At 61.7% G+C, this 22,501-nt stretch carries 20 protein-coding genes; 16 read left to right on the top strand and 4 right to left on the bottom strand.

Going from position 1 to position 22,501, the window contains the following annotated elements:
- The first annotated feature begins 11 nt into the window (after positions 1–11).
- From ACQ4WZ_RS17990 to rsmA, 4 genes are all read left to right on the top strand, one after another.
- On the top strand, positions 12–2,261 hold the full coding sequence (locus ACQ4WZ_RS17990) for an LPS-assembly protein LptD (RefSeq protein ID WP_101483028.1): 2,250 nt from the start codon (positions 12–14) through the stop codon (positions 2,259–2,261).
- 103 nt (positions 2,262–2,364) lie between these two features.
- Positions 2,365–3,759 carry a peptidylprolyl isomerase gene (locus tag ACQ4WZ_RS17985; RefSeq protein ID WP_243857917.1) on the top strand — a complete coding sequence of 465 codons (1,395 nt, stop codon included), beginning with the start codon at positions 2,365–2,367 and terminating at the stop codon, positions 3,757–3,759.
- A gap of 28 nt (positions 3,760–3,787) precedes the next feature.
- Positions 3,788–4,828, top strand: coding sequence for a 4-hydroxythreonine-4-phosphate dehydrogenase PdxA (pdxA, locus tag ACQ4WZ_RS17980; protein WP_436574136.1), 1,041 nt, complete (start codon positions 3,788–3,790; stop codon positions 4,826–4,828).
- A gap of 51 nt (positions 4,829–4,879) precedes the next feature.
- A complete protein-coding gene (gene rsmA / locus ACQ4WZ_RS17975; RefSeq protein ID WP_133989161.1) occupies positions 4,880–5,659 on the top strand; it encodes a 16S rRNA (adenine(1518)-N(6)/adenine(1519)-N(6))-dimethyltransferase RsmA in 780 nt (259 codons plus the stop codon).
- 86 nt (positions 5,660–5,745) lie between these two features.
- On the opposite strand, the gene ACQ4WZ_RS17970 is transcribed toward rsmA, so the two are convergent.
- Positions 5,746–6,663, bottom strand: a complete 918-nt coding sequence (locus ACQ4WZ_RS17970) for a LysR family transcriptional regulator (RefSeq protein WP_101483025.1) — start codon at positions 6,661–6,663, stop codon at positions 5,746–5,748.
- Positions 6,664–6,891: 228 nt separating this feature from the next.
- Between ACQ4WZ_RS17970 and ACQ4WZ_RS17965 the strand changes: the two genes are divergently transcribed.
- Genes ACQ4WZ_RS17965 through ACQ4WZ_RS17935 form a run of 7 tightly spaced genes read left to right on the top strand, consistent with a single transcriptional unit; the run spans position 6,892 to position 13,859 of the window.
- A complete protein-coding gene (locus ACQ4WZ_RS17965; RefSeq protein ID WP_436574135.1) occupies positions 6,892–8,007 on the top strand; it encodes a porin in 1,116 nt (371 codons plus the stop codon).
- Between the two features lie 57 nt (positions 8,008–8,064).
- Positions 8,065–9,087, top strand: coding sequence for an ABC transporter substrate-binding protein (locus tag ACQ4WZ_RS17960; RefSeq protein ID WP_436574134.1), 1,023 nt, complete (start codon positions 8,065–8,067; stop codon positions 9,085–9,087).
- Positions 9,088–9,108: 21 nt separating this feature from the next.
- Complete coding sequence (locus tag ACQ4WZ_RS17955) at positions 9,109–9,948, top strand: ABC transporter permease (protein ID WP_101483022.1); 840 nt, start codon at positions 9,109–9,111, stop codon at positions 9,946–9,948.
- Positions 9,945–10,724, top strand: a complete 780-nt coding sequence (locus tag ACQ4WZ_RS17950) for an ABC transporter permease (protein ID WP_070290842.1) — start codon at positions 9,945–9,947, stop codon at positions 10,722–10,724. The genes ACQ4WZ_RS17955 and ACQ4WZ_RS17950 overlap by 4 nt, the downstream gene beginning before the upstream one ends.
- Positions 10,725–10,737: 13 nt before the next feature.
- A complete protein-coding gene (locus tag ACQ4WZ_RS17945) occupies positions 10,738–11,769 on the top strand; it encodes an ABC transporter ATP-binding protein (protein WP_436574133.1) in 1,032 nt (343 codons plus the stop codon).
- A gap of 40 nt (positions 11,770–11,809) precedes the next feature.
- Positions 11,810–12,754, top strand: coding sequence for a nucleoside hydrolase (locus tag ACQ4WZ_RS17940; RefSeq protein WP_436574132.1), 945 nt, complete (start codon positions 11,810–11,812; stop codon positions 12,752–12,754).
- 28 nt (positions 12,755–12,782) lie between these two features.
- Positions 12,783–13,859, top strand: coding sequence for an adenosine deaminase family protein (locus ACQ4WZ_RS17935; RefSeq protein ID WP_436574131.1), 1,077 nt, complete (start codon positions 12,783–12,785; stop codon positions 13,857–13,859).
- On the opposite strand, the gene ACQ4WZ_RS17930 is transcribed toward ACQ4WZ_RS17935, so the two are convergent.
- Entirely contained in the window at positions 13,856–15,238 is a 1,383-nt protein-coding gene (locus ACQ4WZ_RS17930; RefSeq protein ID WP_101483019.1) for a short-chain fatty acyl-CoA regulator family protein, read from the bottom strand. The two genes, ACQ4WZ_RS17935 and ACQ4WZ_RS17930, sit on opposite strands and share 4 nt — an antisense overlap.
- A 157-nt stretch (positions 15,239–15,395) precedes the next feature.
- Here ACQ4WZ_RS17930 and ACQ4WZ_RS17925 point away from each other — a divergent pair, with 157 nt between their 5' ends.
- The 5 genes from ACQ4WZ_RS17925 (at position 15,396) to mmsB (ending at position 21,016) form a co-directional block, all read left to right on the top strand.
- The gene (locus ACQ4WZ_RS17925) at positions 15,396–16,904 is read left to right on the top strand and encodes a CoA-acylating methylmalonate-semialdehyde dehydrogenase (protein ID WP_436574130.1); all 1,509 of its coding nucleotides are present in this window, start codon (positions 15,396–15,398) and stop codon (positions 16,902–16,904) included.
- A 9-nt stretch (positions 16,905–16,913) separates the two neighbouring features.
- Positions 16,914–18,074 (top strand): acyl-CoA dehydrogenase family protein, encoded by a 1,161-nt coding sequence (locus ACQ4WZ_RS17920; RefSeq protein ID WP_133989165.1) that lies wholly within the window; start codon positions 16,914–16,916, stop codon positions 18,072–18,074.
- Entirely contained in the window at positions 18,071–18,856 is a 786-nt protein-coding gene (locus tag ACQ4WZ_RS17915) for an enoyl-CoA hydratase (RefSeq protein WP_101483016.1), read from the top strand. Before ACQ4WZ_RS17920 ends, ACQ4WZ_RS17915 begins: the two co-directional genes overlap by 4 nt.
- Before the next feature lie 4 nt (positions 18,857–18,860).
- Entirely contained in the window at positions 18,861–19,991 is a 1,131-nt protein-coding gene (locus ACQ4WZ_RS17910) for an enoyl-CoA hydratase/isomerase family protein (protein WP_436574129.1), read from the top strand.
- Positions 19,992–20,110: 119 nt separating this feature from the next.
- A complete protein-coding gene (gene mmsB, locus ACQ4WZ_RS17905) occupies positions 20,111–21,016 on the top strand; it encodes a 3-hydroxyisobutyrate dehydrogenase (protein ID WP_436574128.1) in 906 nt (301 codons plus the stop codon).
- A gap of 187 nt (positions 21,017–21,203) precedes the next feature.
- Here the strand turns inward: mmsB and ACQ4WZ_RS17900 are convergent, their stop codons facing one another.
- Entirely contained in the window at positions 21,204–21,794 is a 591-nt protein-coding gene (locus ACQ4WZ_RS17900) for a hypothetical protein (protein ID WP_101483014.1), read from the bottom strand.
- A gap of 35 nt (positions 21,795–21,829) precedes the next feature.
- Positions 21,830–22,429 carry a hypothetical protein gene (locus ACQ4WZ_RS17895; protein ID WP_436574127.1) on the bottom strand — a complete coding sequence of 200 codons (600 nt, stop codon included), beginning with the start codon at positions 22,427–22,429 and terminating at the stop codon, positions 21,830–21,832.
- Between the last annotated feature and the right edge of the window lie 72 nt (positions 22,430–22,501).

The following is a 22,501-nucleotide window of genomic DNA, read 5'->3' as shown; positions in this document are numbered from 1 at the left end:
CCTTCCAATTCATGAGCTGGTTTTCGGCCTCCCCCCCTTCGCAGCGCTGGGCTTTCGCCATCAGCGCGCTCGTCGCCGCCACGACGGTGCCTGCCCACGCCCAGAAAGCACCGCGTCCGGTGCATGTGGAAGATCCCGACGCGCCCACCGTCATGACGTCAAACAGCATGAACGGACGGCCCGAAAGGGAGATCAATCTCGATCAAAATGTCGTGATTGAGCGCGGAAAAACCACAAAAATGACGGCCGATACAGCTTGTTACAAACAAGTTGAAGATCAGTTCGACGCCGAGGGCCATATCAAGATGTGGCGTTTCGGCGATTACTACACGGGTGACGTCCTGAAGCTGAACATGGAGACCGGCAAGGGTTTCCTGCTCAACCCGACGTACCGCTTCGAAGTGGGCGGCGGCCGGGGCAAGGCCGAGCGCGTCGACTTCATCAACCCCGACGAAGCCAATGTTATCGACGGTACGTACAGTACCTGCGAGGGGCCGAATCCGGACTGGTACCTGAAATCGAGCACCTTGAACCTCGATACGGGCCGCGACGTGGGTACCGGCAGCAAGACCATCATTTATTTCAAGGACGTGCCGATCCTGGGTACGCCGGGCATTTCGTTTTCGCTGTCGGGCGCACGCCGCTCGGGCTGGCTGGCGCCCACGCCGGGCTTTGCCTCGAAGAACGGTTTCGAGCTGCTGATGCCGTATTACCTGAACATCGCGCCCAACCGCGACCTGACCCTGTACCCGCGCTACATACAGCGGCGCGGCATCCAGCTCGGTGCGACGGGCCGCTACATGGGCGAGACGGATGCCGGTTTGTACAACGGCGAAACGTCGGTTGAGTTCTTGCCCAACGACAAGCAGACCAAGACCAACCGCTACATGATCAAGTCCAAGCACGAGCAGGCGCTGGCCAAGGACTGGACTTACAGCTGGGATCTGCGCGACGCATCCGACAATAATTACCCGAACGATTTTTCGAAAAACGTCGCCTCCGCCACCGAGCGCCAGTTGCTGCGCGAATTGCGCACCGATTACCGGACCGAGGACTGGAGCCTGACGGCGCGCGTACAGAATTACCAGGTGCTGCAAGACCCCGATGCCGCCAAAGATCCCAGTCTGACTGTGTCGCGGCCGTATGACCGTTTGCCGGCGGTGAACTTTCACGCTGGTAAATATGATGTCTGGGGCGGTTTCGACTGGACCTTCGACGCGGAAGCGACGCGCTTCGCGCACCCGACTCTCGTACAAGGATCGCGCCTCGTCGCCGTGCCGCAAGTGAGTTTCCCCATCGTGCGCCCTGGCTACTTCATCACGCCCAAGCTGATGCTCAATGCCAGCGCGTATCAGCTCGACAACGATGCCAGGACCAAGGCGCTGTTTCCGGATACGTCGTTTACGCGCGCCGTTCCCACCTTTTCGGTCGACAGTGGCCTGGTGTTCGAACGCGACACGAATCTGTTTGGCGCCAAGGGCGGCACGCAAACCCTGGAGCCGCGCCTGTTCTACGTCTATACGCCGTACCGCGACCAGTCGCAGTTCCCGAATTTCGATACGGCAGCCGGCACGTTCAACCTGACGCAGATCTTCACGGAAAACCGTTTTGTTGGCAGCGACCGCATCGGCGATGCCAACCAGGTCACGGCTGCTGTCGTGTCGCGCTTCCTGCAAACGGACGGCACGGAGCGCATGCGCCTGACCTTCGGCCAGCGTTTCTACTTTGCCGACCAGCGCGTGCAGCTCAATTCGACCACGCCGGTCAACCAGTCCCGTTCGGATATCCTGCTGGCAGCAACGGGCCGCGTGTCGGAGACTTGGACCATCGACAGCCTGGTGCAGTACAATCCCAGCGATCGCCAGTTGATGAGTTCGACGTACACCTTGCAATATCAGCCAGGTGCCAAGAAAGTATTGAACTTTAGTAACCGTTTTCAGCGTGGCAGCATACGCAATGCGGAAGTGTCGACGCAATGGCCGTTGACGGACCGCTTGTATGGCGTGGGACGCATCAGTTACTCCCTGCTGGACCGGCGCATGCTGGAAAGCCTGGTCGGCCTGGAATACAAGGGCGACTGCTGGGTGTTCCGCATGGGGGCGCAGCGTTTCGTGACCTCGGCCAACAAGGCATCGACGCCGATCTTCTTCCAGCTGGAACTGACTGGGCTGTCGAATGGATTGGGTCTGGGCGCGAATGGGCTGGAAACATTTACCAAAACCATCCCTGGCTACCAGGCACTGAGCCAGCCACTCCGTTAAGATAGGCACCGTTGCCGCCGCCGGTGTTCCCGGCGCTGGCACAAACCGGTTTTTTTATTCACCCGAACTCATGAGCGCTCTACACATTATGCGTAATGCCAGTATGCACCAACTCAAAATTGCAACGGTTTTGTTGTGCGCCATTTCCGGCGCCACGGCCAGTAGTGTCTGGGCGCAACAGGCTGCGCCAGCGCCTGCGGCCAAGCCCGCTGCCGCGGCAGTTGCACCGGTCAAGGGCTTCACGCCACCGGCCTCAAGCAGCGGCCAGACCATCGACTCCATCGCCGTCGTCGTCAATGACGACGTCATCACGCGCAATGAAGTGAAAGCCCGTATCAAGAGCGTGGAGCAGCGCATGAAGGCGCAGAACGTGCCTTTGCCCGATCCCGCCGACCTGCGTCGTCAATTGCTGGAGCGCATGATCGTTGAACGCGCACAAATGCAGCTGGCCAAGGAAATGGGCGTGCGCGTGGATGACCTTACCCTGGACCGCGCGATTGGCCGTATTGCTGAACAGCAAAAAATGACGGTGCAAGAGTTGCGCAACCAGATGGAAAAAGAAGGCACGCCGTTTGCGACCTTCCGCGAGGAAATCCGCGATGAAATCATCATGCAGCGCTTGCGCGAGCATGAAGTCGACGCCAAGATCCAGATTTCCGATTCCGAAGTGGATAACTTCCTGGAAGCGGAAAAAGCGGCGGCCAGCGAACAGGTCGAGTTGAATCTGGCGCAGATTCTCGTGCGCATTCCGGAAAACTCCAGCCCGGAACAGATCGCCGCGCGCCGCGCGCGCGCCGAAGAAGTCAGCCGACAGTTGCGCACGGGCGCCGATTTTGCCAAGATGGCCGCCACCTATTCCGACGCCAGCGATGCGCTGAGTGGCGGCGATATTGGCTGGCGCCATAGCGACCGCTTGCCACCTCTGTTCACGGAACAATTGGTGAAATTGAAACCTGGCCAGATCACGCCTATCATCAAGAGCAACACAGGTTTCCACATCCTGAAGCTGGTGGACCGTCGCAGCGCAGCCGAAGCGCAAGCCGTCGCTGCCGTACAGCAGACGCATGCCCGCCACATTTTGCTGAAAATTACGCCGACCTTGTCGGCTGCCGAAGCAAAGCGCAAATTGTTGGAATTGAAAGAGCGTCTTGATAACAAGGCTGCCAAGTTCGAAGACCTGGCCCGTTTGTTCTCGAACGACGGTTCGGCGGCCAAGGGCGGCGACCTGGGCTGGCTGTATCCAGGCGACACCGTGCCGGAATTCGAAACGGCGATGAATGCGCTGAAACCGGGCGAAGTGAGCCAGCCGATCGAATCGAGCTTTGGCTTCCACCTGATCGAAGTGCTGGAACGCAAGAGCGACGACGTCTCGAAAGAGAAGCAGCGCAGCGCAGCGCGCAACGCCTTGCGCGAACGCAAACTGGAAGAGGCGACGGAAAACTGGGCGCGTGAAGTGCGCGACCGCGCCTACGTTGAATTCCGCGCGGAAGACCAGTAATGCTGCCGACTATTTGCGCATGAGTAACTTGCCCCTTGCACGCCGCCCGGCCATCGCCATCACCTGTGGCGAACCGGCCGGCGTCGGCCCGGAAATTTCGATCCGCGCCGCCTGGGCCATGCGGCATGAAGTCAACTGTATCTTGCTGGGCGACGCCGCCTTCCTGGCGCTGACGGCCAGCCTGATCGACCCGGAGATTCGCCTGGCGGCGCTGTCGCTGCAAGCCGTGCGCAACAACGGCCTGCCCCAGTTCGGACCCGGTCGCCTGGCCGTGATCGATATTCCCACTGTTAACAATGTCATCCCTGGCGTGCTGGACAAGGAAAATGGGCGTTCCGTGCTCGCTACCCTGGACGCGGCCGTGGAAGGTGTCCAGGCCGGCTGGTTTGGCGCCATGGTCACTGCGCCCTTGCAAAAGAGCACGATCAACGACGCCGGCGTGGCCTTTTCCGGCCATACGGAGTACCTGGCAGAAAAAACCGGTACGCCGCAGGTGGTGATGATGCTGGCCGGCGAACCGGGGCACGGCGAACCGACCCTGCGCGTGGCGCTGGCCACCACCCATCTGCCCTTGAAGGACGTGTCCGCTGCCATTACCATGGACAGCCTGGCCGTCACCTTGGATATCCTCCAGGCAGACCTGCAACAGAAATTCGGCATCGCCGCGCCGCGCATCCTGGTGACTGGCCTGAACCCGCACGCGGGCGAGGGCGGTTACCTGGGGCGCGAGGAAATCGATGTCATCACCCCGGCGATCGCTGCGGCGCAAGCGCGCGGCATTGATGCGCGCGGGCCGTTTCCGGCCGACACCTTGTTCCAGCACAAATATCTGGCCGACGCAGACTGCGTGCTGGCCATGTACCACGACCAGGGCTTGCCCGTGCTGAAATACGCGACCTTCGGGCGCGGCATCAATATCACACTGGGCTTGCCGCTGATCCGCACCTCGGTCGACCATGGCACGGCGCTGGATCTGGCCGCGCAAGGGTTGGGGCTGGCCGATTGCCACAGCATGGAGCAGGCCCTGCAAACGGCGCTCGACATGCTGCGCGCCAGCACCCGCGCCTGATACCCACCGGTTTTACCCCGCTACACCGCCTTTAGAATAGAAAAACAGAATATGAAACACGTTGCCCGCAAACGCTTTGGCCAGAACTTCCTGCATGACCGCTTCGTCCTCGATGACATCACGGCCGCCATCGCGCCGCAGGCGGACGATGCCATGGTCGAGATTGGCCCTGGCCTGGGCGCCATGACGGAGCAATTGTTGCGTCACCTGAAGCAGATGCATGTGGTGGAACTGGACCGCGACCTGATCGTGCGCCTGGAAAAAACCTTCAATCCGGCCAAGCTGACGATCCACTCGGGCGACGCGCTGAAATTCGATTTTGCGCAAATCCCCGTGCCGGCCGGCGAAAAGCTGCGCATCGTGGGCAACTTGCCGTACAACATCTCCAGCCCCCTGCTGTTCCACCTGGCGGACTTCGCACCGCTGGTGAAAGACCAGCATTTCATGCTGCAAAAGGAGGTCGTCGAACGCATGGTGGCCGAGCCGGGCAGCAAGGCGTATGGCCGCCTGTCCGTGATGCTGCAATGGCGCTATGACATGACCTTGATGTTCATCGTGCCGCCGACGGCCTTCGATCCGCCGCCGAAAGTGGAATCGGCCATCGTGCGCATGATCCCCGTGGCCGAGCGCATGGCCTGCGACCAGGCCACCCTGGAAGCGGTGGTCATGAAGGCCTTCTCGCAGCGCCGCAAGGTGATCCGCAACTGCCTGGCCGGCATGTTTACGGAAGAGCAGATCAAGGCAGCCGGCATCGACCCGACCAAGCGTCCGGAAACCGTGGGCCTGGAGCAATACGTGGCGCTGGCCAATTTGCTCAAGGCACCGCAGTAATCTCAACGGCCGGGGTCAGGCCCTCTCCACCATTAGCGTCGGAGCAGGCGTCGACGTGAGCTGGGGGCTGACGCCGGCAGTGACAATCAAAACCACTGGTCGACCTGTTGTAAATCTTTGCGCAGCGCTGAAAAACAGTCGTCCACATGGTGGTTGCGGCTGATTTCATTGCGCCGCATCAAGGCGATCTTGCGCTTGCAGGTGGGCTGGCGCAGCGGCGCCACATGCAGATCCTCGTCGTTGAGGAAAGTCGTGTACAGGCTGGGCATGATGCCCACGGCGATGCCGGCGCGCACCACGCCATACAGCGACTCGCTGTGTATCATCTGATACAGGCTCGACGGGCTCAAGCCATGCTGGCGCAGCGCGCTCGAGGCGAACTCCCAGATGCTGCCTTTGGTAAAGACGACGATTTCCTGCCCGGCCAGCTGCTCCCAGCGTACTTCCTTGAGCGGCGCCAGCGCATGGCGTCCCGCCGTCACCAGCACCAGCTCGTCTTCGAACAGGCCCACGCTTTCCAGCGAGACGGAACCGGGCACCTCGATGCCCACGCAAAAGTCCAGCTGGCCCGAATGCAGCGCATGCAGCAAGCCGTCATTGGGCATGTCCGACAGGACGATTTCCACTTCATCGCCATGTTGCTCGCTGTAGCGCGCCACCACTACGGCCGTCATCGCCATGGCCGACGGAATCGCGCCGATGCGGATGCGGTGCCGGCCGCTGCCGATGGCGCGCTGGATATCGGCAAAAGTGTTGCTCGCCGTATTCAATAAATGCGTGGCGTAATCGAGCGCCAGCTTGCCTTCGCGTGTCAATTCCAGCTGGTGGGTTGTGCGGTTAAACAACTTTTTTCCCAGTTGATTTTCCAGCAGCTTGATCGACGCGCTGAGGGCCGGCTGGGTCACGCACAATTCTTGTGCGGCCTTGCTGAAGCTGTTTACCCGGGCTAAGGTGGAAAACGCTTGCAAATGTCGTAAGGAAATCTTCTTGCTCAGTTCATGCATGGGCTTTGCTTATTAGAAAAAGTAATGGATTTATAAAAATAAACAAATTTTCTTATCCCGCAATTTACCATATTCTGGACTGGTCCTTACTTGTCTTGAAAGCAACAATATTCAGGAGAAGAGCCTGGAATGCGGCGCCGGCACTCGCTGCGACGCGCCAGGCAAGGGGCGCATCAATAAAATAATTCGAAAAAAACTCAGGGTTTATTCTTTTTTAGGGTGGCGGCGATGAACAAATGGATGACTGGAACGATGGTGGTGGGCGGCTTGCTGGCTGCGCAGGGCGCAGCGCAGGCGCAAAGCAGCGTGCAAGTGTATGGTTTGCTGTCGGCCGGTATCGGCTATGTGTCGGACGAGGGTAACGGCAGCCGCACGCATGCGCTGAGCGGCACGAATCAGAATCCGCGCATCGGTTTCCGCGGCCAGGAAGACCTGGGCGACGGCACGAAGGCTATCTTCGTGCTGGAAAACGGTTTTAACGTCATGACGGGCACGGCTGCGCAAAGCGGCCGTTTGTTCGGCCGCCAGTCGTATGTGGGCCTGTCGAGCAATGACAAGGGCACCCTGACCCTGGGCCGCCAGTACGAAGCCGTCAAGGACTTGCTGGGCCCGGTGGTCATCGCCAGTAACGGCGTGCACATCGGCGACAACGACAATGGCTACAACAACCTGCGCGTGCAAAACGCCGTCAAGTATGTCAGCCCGAACATCAGCAACCTCTCGTTCACGGGCTTGTACGGTTTCAGCGAAAATCCGGCCGACTCCAACCGCAACCGCGTCTACAGCATGGGCGCCGGCTACAAAGTCGATGCCTTCAGCTGGGCCGTCGCCTATACCAAGATGGACCATCCGAACAGCCCGGATGCGCCGAATGGCGCCATCGGCAACGACTACGGCAGTTCCCTGTTGATCTTCAACAAGAGCGCCGTCAAGGGCGCCGGCGTGGACAGCCAGGCCATCGCCGGCACGGGAGGCTTTTATAATGTGGGCAGGACCAAGTTTGGCGCACTGTACACCAACGTGCGCTACCACTACCTGGATCAAAGCAATCTGACCCTGCAAAACGTGGATCTGAACGTGAACCACAAGCTGACGGAAGCGCTGAACCTGGGCGCGTCGTATTTCTATACCACCGGTAAATACGACGTGATCAACAAGACGCCAAAATGGCATCAGGTCAACTTCCAGGCCGATTACTTCCTGTCCAAGCGCACCGACGTCGCCGTCACCTGGAGCTATCAGAAAGCGGCCGGCGATGCGACGTTCGCCCGCGTGTTCGGCTTCGGCGCCTCCGGCGGCAAGACGCAAAGTGTCCTGATCGTCGGCATGCGACATTATTTCTGAGTCTGATTCATCTTTACAGGCGCTGTCCCGCAGCGCCGTCCCCTGAAAGGAAGCATCTTGAAAAAGCACCTCATGTTGGCGTTGAGCCTAGGCTTGCTGGCCAACGCCGCCCACGCGGAAAAACGCGAGCTGGTCATTTCGGCCTATCCGATTGCCCAACCCTTGTTCATGAAGTATGTGTACGAGCCGTTCAAGGCCAAATGCGGTTGCGATATCAAGGTGGAAACGGGGAATAACGCAGACCGCATCGCCAAGCTGGTGGTGCACAGCAAGAACCCGGTGATCGACCTGGTACTGCTGTCCGATTCCGGCATGCTGGAAGCGGCGCAAAAGGGCGTCATCCAGCCCATGGATTACTCCAAGCTGAGCAATTACAAAGCCTTGTATGACGTGGCGAAAAACCCCATCGGCGGCAACTACGCCGTCGGCTACACGCTGTATTCGGTCGGCCTGGTGTACCGCAGCGACAAGATCGCCCCGCTGACGTCCTGGAAGGACCTGTGGCGCCCCGAACTGAAGGGCCGCGTGGCCTTCCCCGACGTGAGCACCACGCAGGGCCCCTTGATGCTGCGCATGGCCGATGCGGCCTGGGGCGGCAAGACGGACGACTACGCGACCGGCTTTGCCAAGATCGTCGGCATGAAGGGCAACGTCGTCACGTTCTCGAAGAACAGCGCGCAGCTGGCTGCCCTGTTCGCCCAGGATGAAATCTGGGCCGCTCCCGTGGCGCGCTTTACCTGGTCGCAAATGCTCAAGACGGGCCTGCCCCTGAAATGGAGCATCCCGGCTGAAGGCCAGGCGGCCGGCATGAACGTGATGGGCATCGTTGCCGGCTCGAAGAATGCGGACCTGGCATATCAGCTGATGGATTTCTGGCTGTCCAAGGAAGTGCAGACGCAGCTGGCGACCAACCTGGTCGATTCGCCCGTCAACAAGGACGTGCGCCTGTCGGTGGCGGCCGCGCAATTCAATACCTATGGCGCCGAACAAATCAGCTCGCTGAAGTTCGTCAAGCCGGAAACCATCCTCAAGCAGCGCAGCAACTGGATGACGCAGTGGAACAAGGCCATGAGCAAATAGTGGTGACGAGGAGAAAACACCATGTTTGCTGATCCAAAAAAGCGCCTGGGACTGCTGCTGGTCCTGCCGGCGCTGATCTTTATCGTCGTCTGCTTCCTGCTGCCCGTGCTGGCCTTGCTGGTCGACGCCTTCCGCGTCGGCGACGGCATGCAGTGGGGCGTTGACCGCTTCATTGAATTCTTCTCGCAGGAATTCAACCGCACCATCTTCTGGCGCACCCTGCGCATCGCCGCGCTGGTGACCCTGGCGTCCATCCTCCTGGGCTACCCGGCTGCGCAAGCCGTGGCGCGTGTATCGCCAAAGTGGCGCGGCCTGGTGGTCGGCATGATGATCCTGCCGCTGATGGTCTCGCCGATTGCGCGTACCTACGCCTGGATCGTCTTGCTTGGGCGTAATGGCGCCCTCAATGCGGCGCTGGTCAACATGGGTTTCACGGACGAGCCGCTGCGCCTGTTGTTCAGTGAATTCGCCGTGTTTGTCGGCCTGCTGCAATTGCTGCTGCCCTTGATGCTGATGTCGTTGGCTGGCGCGCTGGAAAACCTGCCGCGCGACGTGGAACCGGCCGCCGCCACCCTGGGCGCCAATCCATGGCAAGTGTTTTGCAAGGTCACCCTGCCGCTGACGCAAGAGGGCCTGGTGGTCGGCGGCACCCTGGTGTTTACGGGTTGCGTCACGGCCTATGTAACGCCTGCCCTGCTGGGCGGCACCAAGGTGCTGATGCTGGAAACCCTGCTGTACCAGAAGGTCAGCGTGGAGAGCGATTTCGGCGCCGCGAATGTGATCGCAGTCATCCTCGTCTGCATGACCCTGCTGGTCAACGCCGGCCTTAAACGTATTTCCTCGAGCCGGAGCTCCGTATGAAAGAAAGCTTGTTCTCACGCGCCGTCCTGTGGCTGGTGTTTTTGTTCCTGCTGGGACCTTTTGCCATCGTCGTGCTGGCCGGTTTCAGCGGCGGCGAAACCCTGGCGTTCCCGCCCGAGTCGTACTCGCTGCGCTGGATTCTCGAAGTGTGGGCGGCGCCCGAATTCCGTCGCGCCTTTCAGACCAGCCTGGAAATCGGCCTGATCGCTACCGTCATCGCGCTGTTGCTGGGCATTCCTGTCGCGTATGCATTTTCGCGCATGCCGCCGCCCGGCATCGGCGCCATCCGCCAGATCCTGACGTCGCCACTGATCATCCCCGCCATCCTGGTGGGCCTGGGCTTGCTGCATCACCTGGTCCTCACCATCAACGCGCCCGTGTATGTGGGCCTCTTGATCGGCCATATCGCGCTCCTGATTCCGTATTCGGTGCGCGTGGTGTACGCCAGCCTGGTGAACCTGCGCGTGGATATCGAGGATGCGGCCATCACCCTGGGAGCGTCGCGCCTGCGCGCGTTCTTCATGATCGTGCTGCCGAATATCCGCAACGCCGTGATCGCAGCCTTCTTCCTCGCCTTCGTCACCTCGTTCAACCAGGTACCCGTCTCGCTGTTCCTGACGGGGCCGGGCATCAGCACCTTGCCCATCGAGATGCTGGGGCATATGGAAAACAGTTTCGATCCGTCGATCGCTGCCCTGTCGACCTTGCTGGTCTTGTTCACCATGGCCTTCGTGATGGTGACCGAGAAGGTGCTGGGCATTTCTAAATACATGTAAGAGGCAACACACCATGAGTTATCTGGAACTGCACAAGCTGAACCTCGGCTACGCCAAGAACACGACGTCCGTGAAAGACCTGGACTTGCACGTCGAGCAGGGCGAGCTGATTTCCCTGCTGGGCCCCAGCGGCTGCGGCAAGACCACCACCATGCGTGCCATCGCCGGCCTGATGCCGCTGCAATCGGGCCGCATCGTGCTCGATGGCCGCGAAATCGGCAAGCTGGCGCCCAATAAACGCAATATCGGCATGGTCTTCCAGTCGTATGCGCTGTTCCCGCACTTGAATGTCTACGACAACATCGCTTTCGGCTTGCGCCTGCGCAAGGTTGCGCCAGCCTTGTTGAAAACGAAAGTGGAGGCGGTGATCGCCGCCGTCGGCCTGACGGGCTTTGAAACGCGTTTGCCGGCGCAGATGTCCGGCGGCCAGCAGCAGCGCGTGGCGCTGGCGCGCGCCATCGTCGTCGAACCGGCCCTGCTGCTGCTGGACGAACCGCTGTCGAACCTGGATGCCAAGCTGCGCGTGCAGATGCGTGCCGAATTGCGCCGCATCCAGCGCGAACTGGGCATCACCATGTTGTACGTGACGCATGACCAGGAAGAAGCGCTGGCCTTGTCCGACCGCATCGTCGTCATGAACGGCGGCCGCATCGAGCAGCTGGCCGCGCCGGAAGCCGTCTTCAATACGCCATCGACGCGTTTTGTGGCCAACTTCATGGGCTTCGAGAACCTGTTCGATTACCGCGATGGCGCGCTGCACCACGCGGGCGCCAGCCTGCCGTACACGGCGCCAGTGACCACCGGCACGACGGTGCTGGGCTGGCGCCCCGACAAGGTGCGCGTGTGCGCGCCGGACGACGCGGCTGCTCAATACCCGGGCACCGTGCTGGCACGGGGCTTCCTGGGCGACACCGTCGAATACCTGCTGCAAACCCCGCTGGGCCAGGTCAAGGGCATTTGCGCGGCCGGTGGCGCCGCCTGGCGCGAAGGCACGGCCGTCTCGTTCGTGCTGCCGTCCGACAGCGCGCTTTGTTTGGCTGCTTAATGGCCGCCTGACTTCCCTTATCAATCGACTGGAAAGCATCATGACCCAACCCTTGAAAAAGATCTGGCTCGATACCGATCCCGGATTTGACGACTGGCTGACGATGTTGCTGTTGGGCAGCAATCCCGATATCGAGTGGCTGGGCGTGAGCGTGGTGGCGGGCAACGCGCCTGTCGACATCACCTACGACAATGCCTTGCGCATCAAGGCCCACGATGGCTTGACGGTGCCTATTTATCGGGGCTGCGAAGAACCGCTGGCCGGCGTCATCGAGACGGCGCAGCGCATCCTCGGCGACAGCGGCATGCCGACGACAGGCGAGATCCTGCCGCCTGGCGCCGCCAGTGACGCGGCCGGCCACGCCGTCGATGCACTGATCGCCGCCGTGCGGGCCCACCCTGGCCAGATTACGGTCATTGCTATAGCGCCGATGACGAATCTGGCCACGGCGCTGGCCCGCGCGCCCGATATCGCCGGCAAGATCGTCGAAATCATCCTGATGGGCGGCTCGACCGACCAGGGTAACCACACGGCGGCGGCGGAATTCAACATCTACGCCGACCCGGAAGCGGCCGCCCAGGTCTTCCAGGCCGGCATCCCGCTGCGCATGTTCGGCTTGAACCTGTGCCGCCAGCTGCTGGTGACGAACGCAGAAGTGCAGCAGCTGCGCGCCATCGGCACGCCGCGCGCGCTGCGTCTTGCGGGTTACCTGGAAGCGTATGTGCGCATCCGCAGCGCGGACGGTTCCGTACCCATGCCCATGTACGACCCGGTGGTGGCTCTGTACCTGGAAGCGCCGCAGCTGTTCCAGTTCCAGCCGGCCCACGTGGCTATCGAATTGACGGGCGAACTGACGCGCGGCATGACGGTGTGCGAATTCCGCGTGCCGCGCCGTGCGCCCGTCAACACGCAGGTGGCGATGCTGGCCGATGGCCCGGCCGCCATCGAGCGCCTGATGCGCCGCCTGGCCGCCATTCTCGTCTGACCTTTTTCCCACTAACGAAGCGAGCTTCATGAGTAACTCTGCCGACACCCTGCCAGCCCTGAGCATCGAACAGTTTTTACGCGCCATGCCGAAGGTGGAGCTGCATTGCCACCTGTTCGGCACGGTGCGCCAGGCTACTTTCCGCGCGCTGGCCGCCAAAACGGGCAATGTCGTCACCCCCGAGGAAATCGACGCGTTCTATACGCGCGGCGACAAGCCCGTCGGCGTGCTGCGCGTGCTGCGCGCGCTCGACGCGCACCTGATCGTCTCGCCGACCGACCTGTACTGCCTCGCCTACGAATACCTGGAAGATGTGCATGGCCACGGGGTGCGCTATGCGGAGTTTTTCTGGAATCCGACCGGCACCGTGCGCGTCTCGGGCATTCGCTATGACGCGGCGCAAGACGCCATCGTGGCCGCCATCCGCGACGCGCAGCGTGATTTTGGCGTGATCGGCCGTTTGATCCCCAGCATCGACCGCGAAGCCGCTCCCGCCGAAGCCGTGCAGATGGTGGAATGGATGAAGGCCCACCGCGCACCGGAAGTGATCGGCATCGGCATCGACTACCGCGAAAACGACCGACCGCCGGAACTGTTCATCGAAGCCTACCGCGCCGCGCGCGAGGCGGGCTTCAAATGCACGGCGCATGCGGGCGAATTCGGCATGCCGTGGATGAACGTGGAGACGGCCATCGAGCAATTGCAGGTGGATCGGGTCGACCACGGCTACACGATTGTCGATAATCCTCAACTGGCGCAGCGCTGCGTGGAACGGGGCCTGGTGTTTACCGTGGTGCCCACCAATTCGTATTACCTGCGCACCCTGGCGCCCGAGCGCTGGGCGCTCGATCACCCGATCCGCGCCATGGCCAAGCTGGGCCTGAAACTGCATCCGAACACGGACGACCCGACCCTGCACCACGTGACGCCGACGGGCGCCTGGATGATGATGCGCGAGTTCGGCTTCGGCCTGGACGACATGCGCGGCTTCATGCTGAATGGCCTGGATGCGGCCTGGATAGCCGAGACCACGCGGAGCGACTGGCGCGCGGAATTTACGCGCGAGTTCGACGCGCTGCGGGCACGCGTGGTCGACGCCTCCTAGGCCGAAACGGGTGGCGGCAGCAGCAGGGACGGAAACGCCCGCTGCGGGCACGCCTGCCGCTCGCACACCTTGCAGCCCGTGCCGATGGGCGTGGCGCTGCTCGGGTCGTGCAAATCGAGTCCCTTTGAGTAAATCAAGCGGTGCGCCTGCGAGATGTCGCAACCCAGCGCCACGGCAAAGGTCTTGCCGGGCGCGCGGAAGCCTGGTGACGCCGTACTCACCTGGCGCGCGATCCACAGATAGGTGCAGCCGTCGGGCATGCTGGCCACTTGCGTCAGCACCTGGCCCGGATGGCTGAAGGCGTCATACACGATCCATAGCGGGCAAGTACCGCCCACCCTTGAAAAATGGAAGTCCGTGGCCGACTGGCGCTTCGAGACATTGCCCGCGCGGTCGACACGTACAAAGAAAAACGGCAATCCCGCCGCATCGGGGCGCTGCATGGTGCTCAAACGGTGGCACACGGCTTCGAAACCCACGCCGAACTGGTGCGCCAGGCGCTCGATATCGTAGGCGCGCGTTTCCGCCGCCTGCAGGAAGCGTTGATACGGCATCAGCAGGGCGCCCGCGAAATAATTGGAGAACGCCAGGCGCGCGCTCGTTTGCGCAGCCGCGCCGGAAAGTCCCGCCGCCAGCACCAGGGCGTCGATCAGGTCACTGTGCTCGAGCAGGCTGATCTGCGCCGCCATCTGGAAGGCGCGCTGGCCGCCCGTCAAAGTGTCGGGCAACCACAGGATATGTTGTTGTGCATCAAAGCGGTGCTTGCGCACCATGCCCGCATCGCCATCGGACAGTTGCACCTGGATACCGTGACGCTCCAGTAGCCGGCTCTGCAGCGCGTCGAGCGTGCGCAGCTGCGGATCAAGTTCGCCCGCCACCAGCTCCGCCGCCCGGTCCAGCTCATCGATATAGTTTTGCCGCCGGTTCAGGTATTCGCGCACTTCCTCGTCCGTGGAGGGCGCCGCCGAGCTGGCGCCGCGGCTGCCGTCATCAAGGCGCGCGGCCAGCGTGTCGGCCCGCTCCGCCATCACCCGGTAGCGCCGCTGCAGTAGCAGGATGGAACGGGCCAGTTCCGGCATGTTTTCCACCAGCATTTTGAGCTCGGCCATCGAGGTGGGCGGTGCGTCGGGCAATTCGCCGAACACGTCGCGTACATCTGCCACCAGGCTGGCGCTGTCGTGTTCGGAAAAGATTTGCGGATCGACCCCCAGTACCGTGCCGATGCGCAACAGAATCGGCACCGTCAGCGGGCGCTGGTTGCGTTCCATCTGGTTCAGATAGCTGGGCGAGATGCCCAGGGCTTTGGCCAGCGCCACCTGCGTCATGCGCCGTTCTTCGCGCAGCCGCTGCAGGCGCACGCCCATGAAAACCTTCGCCATCGCGTTTCCTCTTTCCCGGATTGTGGAATCTGCAAATTTACAATATTTGCAGATTAACAGATTCAGCTTTGCATTATCTCGCATTTTCACGCCTTGTTCGCGGCGGCGATTGTGCGAATAATGCAAACAGACTTATACCCACACCAGGAGACACCGAGTGACCACGCAAAACGCAATTCCGACCGTTCCCCTCTTGATCAACGGCGAGTGGGTTGAATCCCAAACCACCATCTGGCGCGATGTCGTCAACCCCGCCACCCAGGAAGTATTGGCCCGTGTACCGTTCGCCACGCCGGACGAAGTCAACGCCGCCATCGCCTCGGCCCAGCGCGCCTTCAAAACCTGGCGCAAGACGCCGATCGGCGCGCGCGCCCGCATTTTCCTGAAATTGCAGCAGCTGATCCGCGAAAACATGGCCGACCTGGCGGCGACCTTGACCATGGAACAGGGCAAGACCCTGCTCGACGCGGAAGGCGATGTCTTCCGTGGCCTGGAAGTGGTCGAGCACGCTGCCAATATCGGCACCCTGCAGATGGGCGAATATGCGCAAAACGTGGCCGGTGGCGTCGATACCTACAGCGTGATGCAGCCGCTGGGCGTGTGCGCCGGTATCACCCCATTCAATTTCCCCGCCATGATCCCCCTGTGGATGTTTCCGATGGCGATTGCCTGCGGCAATACATTCGTGCTGAAACCATCGGAGCAAGATCCGCTGGTGACGGAAAAACTCGTGCGCCTGGCCTTGCAGGCAGGTATCCCGGCCGGCGTGCTGAACGTGATCCACGGCGGCGAAGACGTGGTCAATGCCCTGTGCGACCACCCGGACATCAAGGCGATTTCGTTCGTGGGATCGAGCAAGGTGGGCACGCATGTGTACCAGCGCGCCAGCCTGAACGGCAAGCGCGCGCAATGCATGATGGGCGCCAAGAACCACGCTGTCGTCTTGCCGGACGCAAATAAAGAGCAGACCCTGAACCAGTTGCTGGGCGCAGGTTTCGGCGCGGCCGGCCAGCGCTGCATGGCCGCCTCTGTCGCCGTGCTGGTGGGCGCGGCGCGCGAGTGGCTGCCGGAACTGTCCGCCAAGGCGCAGACCCTGACGGTGGGTGCGGGCAAGGACAATCCCGACCTGGGCCCCGTGATTTCGTGCGCGGCAAAAGAGCGCGTGTTCAGCCTGGTCGCCAAGGGCATCGAACAGGGCGCCGTGCTGACCCTCGATGGCCGCGATGTGAAGGTGGATGGCTATCCGAACGGCAACTTCGTCGGACCGACGATTTTGTCCGGCGTGAAACCAGGCATGGTCGTGTATGACCAGGAAATCTTTGGCCCCGTCCTGATCGTCGTCGAAGTCGATACCCTGGACGAAGCCATCGCCCTGGTGAACGCGAACCCGAACGGCAATGGCACGGCGCTGTTCACGCAGAGCGGCGCGGCCGCACGCTATTTCCAGGAAGAAATCGACGTGGGCCAGGTTGGCATCAACGTGCCCATTCCCGTGCCCGTCCCGCTGTTCAGCTTTACGGGTTCGCGCGGCTCGAAACTGGGCGATCTGGGTCCGTTCGGCAAGCAAGTCGTGCTGTTCTACACGCAGACGCAAACGATTACCCAGCGCTGGTTCACGGATGCGGCGTCGGTGGGCAAGGTCAACACCACCATCAGCCTCAAGTAAGGAGCTGCCATGGACTTTGAATTGAGCGACGAGCAGCGCGAGTTCCAGCAGGCGGCGCGCGCGTTTGCCGAAGGCGAACTGGCGCCGCACGCGGCACACTGGGATGCGGAATCGATCTTTCCCGTGGAAACGATTGCCAAGGCGGGCGAGATGGGCTTTTGCGGCCTGTACACGCCGCAGCGCTGGGGCGGCCTGGGTTTGAGCCGCCAGGATGCGGCCATCGTGTTTGAAGAGCTGGCGGGTGGTTGCACGTCGACCACGGCCTACATCACCATCCACAACATGGCCACCTGGATGCTGTCGCGCTGGGGGCAGGAAGCGCTGTGCGACGAGTGGGTGCCTGCCCTTGCCGCCGGCCAGAAATTGGCCAGCTATTGCCTGACGGAACCGCAGTCGGGTTCCGATGCGGCCTCCCTGCGCACCAAGGCTGTCAGGGATGGCGATTTCTACGTCCTCGACGGCACGAAAGCGTTTATCTCGGGCGCGGGCCAGACGGACATGCTGATCGTCATGGCGCGCACGGGCGGCGAGGGCGCGGCGGGCATTTCCGCCTTTGCCGTACCGGCGAATTTGCCCGGCATCGTGTATGGCAAGAAAGAAGAAAAGATGGGCTGGAACAGCCAGCCCACGCGCATCATCAGTTTCGACCAGGTCAAGGTGCCGGTTGCTAACTTGCTTGGTGCCGAGGGCGAAGGCTTTGCCATTGCCATGAAGGGCATCGATGGCGGGCGCATCAATATCGCCGTGTGCTCGGTGGGCACGGCGCAGGCTGCCCTCACGCGCGCGCAGGCGTACATGAAGGAGCGCACGCAGTTCGGCCGCGAGCTGGCGCAATTCCAGGCGCTGCAATTCAAGCTGGCCGATATGCTGACGGAACTGGTGGCGGCGCGCCAGATGGTGCGCCTGGCAGCCTGGAAACTGGACCAGGAAAGCCCGGATGCTACTGCGTATTGCGCCATGGCAAAACGTTTCGCCACGGATGTGGGTTTTAATGTCGCCAACGACGCGCTGCAATTGCATGGCGGCTACGGCTACATCCGCGAGTATCCGCTCGAGCGCCACGTGCGCGACACGCGGGTGCACCAGATCCTGGAAGGGACGAATGAAATCATGCGCCTGATCGTCGCGCGAGCGATTCTAAAAGACGGCGCCACGGAGACCTTACGATGAGCAAAGTGTATACCAATTTGTTGTTTGAGCGCCGTGGCCATACGGCTCTGGTGACCCTCGACAACCCGCCTGCCCACACGTGGACCTTGGCCAGCCTGAACGCGCTGACCCAGCTGGTGGCCGACCTGAATGCCGACCCGGACGTGTATGCGCTGGTGATCACGGGCGGCGGCGCCAAGTTCTTCTCGGCCGGCGCCGACCTGAAAGTGTTTGCCGATGGCAACAAGGACACGGCTTTTGCCATGGCTGCCGCGTTTGGCGAGGCTTTCGAGGCGCTGTCCGCGTTTCGCGGCGTCAGCATTGCCGCCATCAATGGCTATGCCATGGGCGGCGGGCTCGAATGCGCGCTGGCCTGCGATATCCGCATTGCCGAGGAACACGCGCAGATGGCCTTGCCGGAAGCGTCCGTCGGCTTGCTGCCGTGCGCGGGTGGCACGCAGCATTTGCCGTGGCTGGTGGGCGAAGGCTGGGCCAAGCGCATGATTTTGTGCGGTGAAAGAGTCGATGCGGCCAAGGCCCTGGCCATCGGCCTGGTCGAGGAAGTCGTACCAACCGGCAAGGCTGCCGCCACGGCGCTGGCCCTGGCCGCCAAGGTGGCGCGCCAGAGCCCCAGCAGCGTGACGGCATGCAAAACCCTGATCCAGGGCGCGCGCAGCCATCCGCTGGTCAATTCCTTGCCCGATGAACGCACCCTGTTCCTGGGCCTGTTCGATACGCAAGACCAGAAGGAGGGCGTGCAAGCGTTCCTGGAAAAACGTCCGGCGGAGTGGAAGAATGGTTGAAAAAATGGCTGAAATACTGCTTGATACCGTGAAGATCGAGGAGCGCGACTGTCCCGGCGGCATGAAGCTGGGCGTCATCACCCTCGATGCGCCAAAGTCCTTGCACGCGCTGACGCTGGACATGATACGCGCCATCGATGGCGCCCTGGTGCGCTGGGCCAGTGACGCGGCCATCGCCTGCGTGGTGCTGCAATCGTCGACCGACAAGGCCTTTTGCGCGGGCGGCGACGTGCGCAGCCTGCGTTCGGCCGTGGCCGAGCAATCGGGTGTCGTGCCGAATCCGCAGGCGCTGGCCTTCTTTGCCGAGGAATATCGGCTCGACCACCGCATCCATACGTATGTGAAACCGCTGCTGGTGTGGGGCGGCGGCATCGTCATGGGTGGCGGCCTGGGCCTGATGGCCGGCGCCAGCCACCGCGTGGTGACGGAAAGCACGCGCATCGCCATGCCGGAAATTACGATTGGCCTGTTCCCCGACGTGGGCGGCAGCTGGTTCCTGGGCCGCATGCCGGGGCGCAGCGGCCTGTTCCTGGGCTTGACGGGCGCGCCCATGAACGCAGCCGATGCCCTGTTCACGGGCCTGGGCGACTATGCCCTGCGCCAGGAAGAGCGCGCCATGGTGCTTGACGCGCTGGCGCTGGGGCAATGGCAAGCCAGCCCTCAGGCCAATCATCAGCAGCTGAGCCGTTTGCTGAGCGGCTTCTCGGCGCCAACGTCCATGTTGCCCGCCTCCGAAGTGCGCGCCAACTTCGACGCTATCGCCGCGCTGACGCAAGCGCCCACCTTGCCCGAAGTGGTGGCAGCCATAGCTGCCTATGACGGTGAATCAGCCTGGCTGCAAAAGGCGGCCCATGCACTGGCCAAGGGCGCGCCCAGTTCGGCCTCCCTGGTGTGGGCCATGCGCGAACGCACGCGGCACCTGAGCCTGGCGCAAGTGTTCCAGCTGGAGCTTATTGTTGCCGTGCAATGCTGCGCCCACGCAGACTTCAGCGAAGGCGTGCGCGCCTTGCTGATAGACAAGGACAATGCGCCGCAATGGCAGCCGGCCAGTTTGGCCGAGGTCAGCGACACGTATCTGGACGAGTATTTCGCGGCGCCGTGGGAAAACCATCCTTTGCGCGACCTATCCATTTAAACATTTTAGTAGTGCATAAAAATGCTCAGGGCTAGGCGCCTTGCCGAAGGCAGTACGACCAGTACGACTAGGCAAGGCAACAACGCCATGGGCTTTTTTAGGTGCTACAGGAGAAATTTATGCAACATATCGCTTTTATCGGCCTGGGCAACATGGGTGCGCCGATGGCCCGCAACCTGGTGGCCGCCGGCTTCCACGTCTCCGTATTCGACCTGGCGCCGGCGGCAGTGGCGTCCCTGGTCGAGGCGGGCGCCACGGCGGCCGCGTCCGCCAGCGCGGCCGTGCAGACGGCCGACGCCGTCATCACCATGCTGCCAGCCAACAAGCACGTGCAGGAACTGTACCTGGCGGCAGGGGGCGTACTCGATTCGGCCAAGCCCGGTGCCCTGTTCATCGATTGCAGCACCATCGCCGCCGATGTGGCGCGCCAGGTGGCGCAGGCAGCCAGCGAGCGGGGTTTTGCCATGATCGATGCGCCCGTCTCGGGCGGCACGGCGGGCGCGGCGGCTGGCACCCTGACCTTCATCGTCGGCGGTAGCGTAGCGGCCTTGCAGCAGGCGCGGCCCCTGCTGGAAAAGATGGGCAAGAACATTTTCCATGCGGGTGAAGCGGGGGCGGGTCAGGTGGCGAAGATTTGCAACAACATGCTGCTGGGCATCTTGATGGCCGGTACGGCCGAGGCGCTGAACCTGGGCGTGGCGCATGGTCTTGACCCGAAAGTGTTGTCCAACATCATGGCCAAGAGTTCGGGCCGCAACTGGACCCTGGAAGTGTATAACCCGTGGCCCGGCGTCATGGACGGCTCGCCTGCTTCGCGCAATTACACTGGCGGCTTCGGCACGGCGCTGATGCTGAAAGACCTGGGCCTGGCGCAGCAATCGGCCTTGTCGGCAAACGCCCCTACGCCACTGGGCGGCCTGGTGCGCCAGCTGTACCAGATGCATGCGCAATCCGGTTATGCGCAGCAGGATTTTTCCAGCATCGTGCAGATGCTGCAGCCTGGTGTGCCAACGCCTGCGGCCTGAGGAATTTTGGGCAAAAAAAAGCCCGCTGGTAAAAGCGGGCTAAATCCAATTCTTGGAAGAGTTGGAGGAGACAGATGCATTATGCTGCATCGCCACATATAACTCCAATTTATCTTTGGAATATCAACTATAAGTTTTAATGATATCTCTTCCTGGCAGTCGCGGTCCGGCTGCCAGGAAGACTTGCTTAGCTTGCAGCGGCCGGAGTGCAAGCGATCTGCACGGTGGTGATATTGGCGCTGCCCATGGTGCCAGCACCTGTGCCAGGCTGTACGACGCACAGCAGGCCCTTCGGCTGGCTGGAGACGCTGACGTTATAGGTGGAGCCATCGGCGACAGGGCCGGCCATGACAAAGGTCTTGGCATCCTTGGCCACCGTAGTCGTTACATTGCCGTTAATCAGCACCAAGCTGTCTACCGTCAGGCCGGAAATCGTGCCGCCCACGCTATACGTGTTTTGCGAACAAGAAACAGCGGCGCTGATGCTGATGTAATGGCCAGCCGTTCCGGTACCACCAATGATGCCGCAAGTCATATGGTCTGGTTGATGCTTGAAGTCGATGTTGTAGGCGGTGCCATAGTCGATACGCTTTTTAAAGGTGAACGAGGTCTGGCCAGCGGCAACCGGGAGGTCCTCCCCGCCGTTGGTCAGGATCAGACCATTGTTGTTCAAGTTGCTGACGGTGCCGCTGACATCATACGAGGCCTTGCCGCCGCAAGCGGCCAGTCCCAGGGTCAGCAGCAGCGCGGCGAGTGGGCGCAGGCAGGATAACTTCATGTATTTCTCCAAAAATAGGTGACGGATCGCAAGGATTACTGCGGCGTGCAGTCAAGTGTGGCCGCGGTCGTGGCGGCAGAGCCCATCGTGCCGACCGTATCGCTGCCGTCGGCACTGGCGGAGCCCTGGAAGCGGCACTTCAAGCCCGTTGGCTGAGTCAGTACGGAAATACTGTATGGGGCGCCGTCAGGTACCGAATCGAATTTGTAGGAGGTGGTACCAGCCAGTGGGCTGGTGCCGTTAGGGCCCATCACCAGGCGCAAGCCACCAGCGGTCAGGCCCGTGATCGTACCGCTCAACGGGTAGGTGTTGGTAATGCAGCTGACAGAGGCCGTACTCACGGAATAGCTTGTTGCCTTGCCGGTGCCGTTGTTCATACTGCAAACGGCGCCCTTAGGCTGCTGCAAGATGCTGATTTCGTAGCGGTCATCGGTCTTGATCAGCTTGGTGAAAACAAAGCTGGTCTGGTTCGCAGAAATAGGTAATTTTTCGCCATCATTCAGCAGAATCAGTCCATCTTTGGCCAGGCCGGTGACTGCGCCTTGCAGATACAGGTTGCCGCCGCTGCCGCCGCAGGCTGCCAGTGTGACGGCGCAAGCCGCCGCCAGCATCGAGCGCAGGTACAAATTTTTCATACATTCTCCAAAACGAATTAGGTTGGGTAGCGCAACGCGGACGCTGGCGCCGCATTGGAATGGCGCCTATTT

The organism is Janthinobacterium darwini, assembly GCF_051380905.1.
Classification (GTDB): Bacteria; Pseudomonadota; Gammaproteobacteria; order Burkholderiales; family Burkholderiaceae_D; genus Janthinobacterium.
This window is presented reverse-complemented; position numbering and strand designations above follow the sequence as displayed.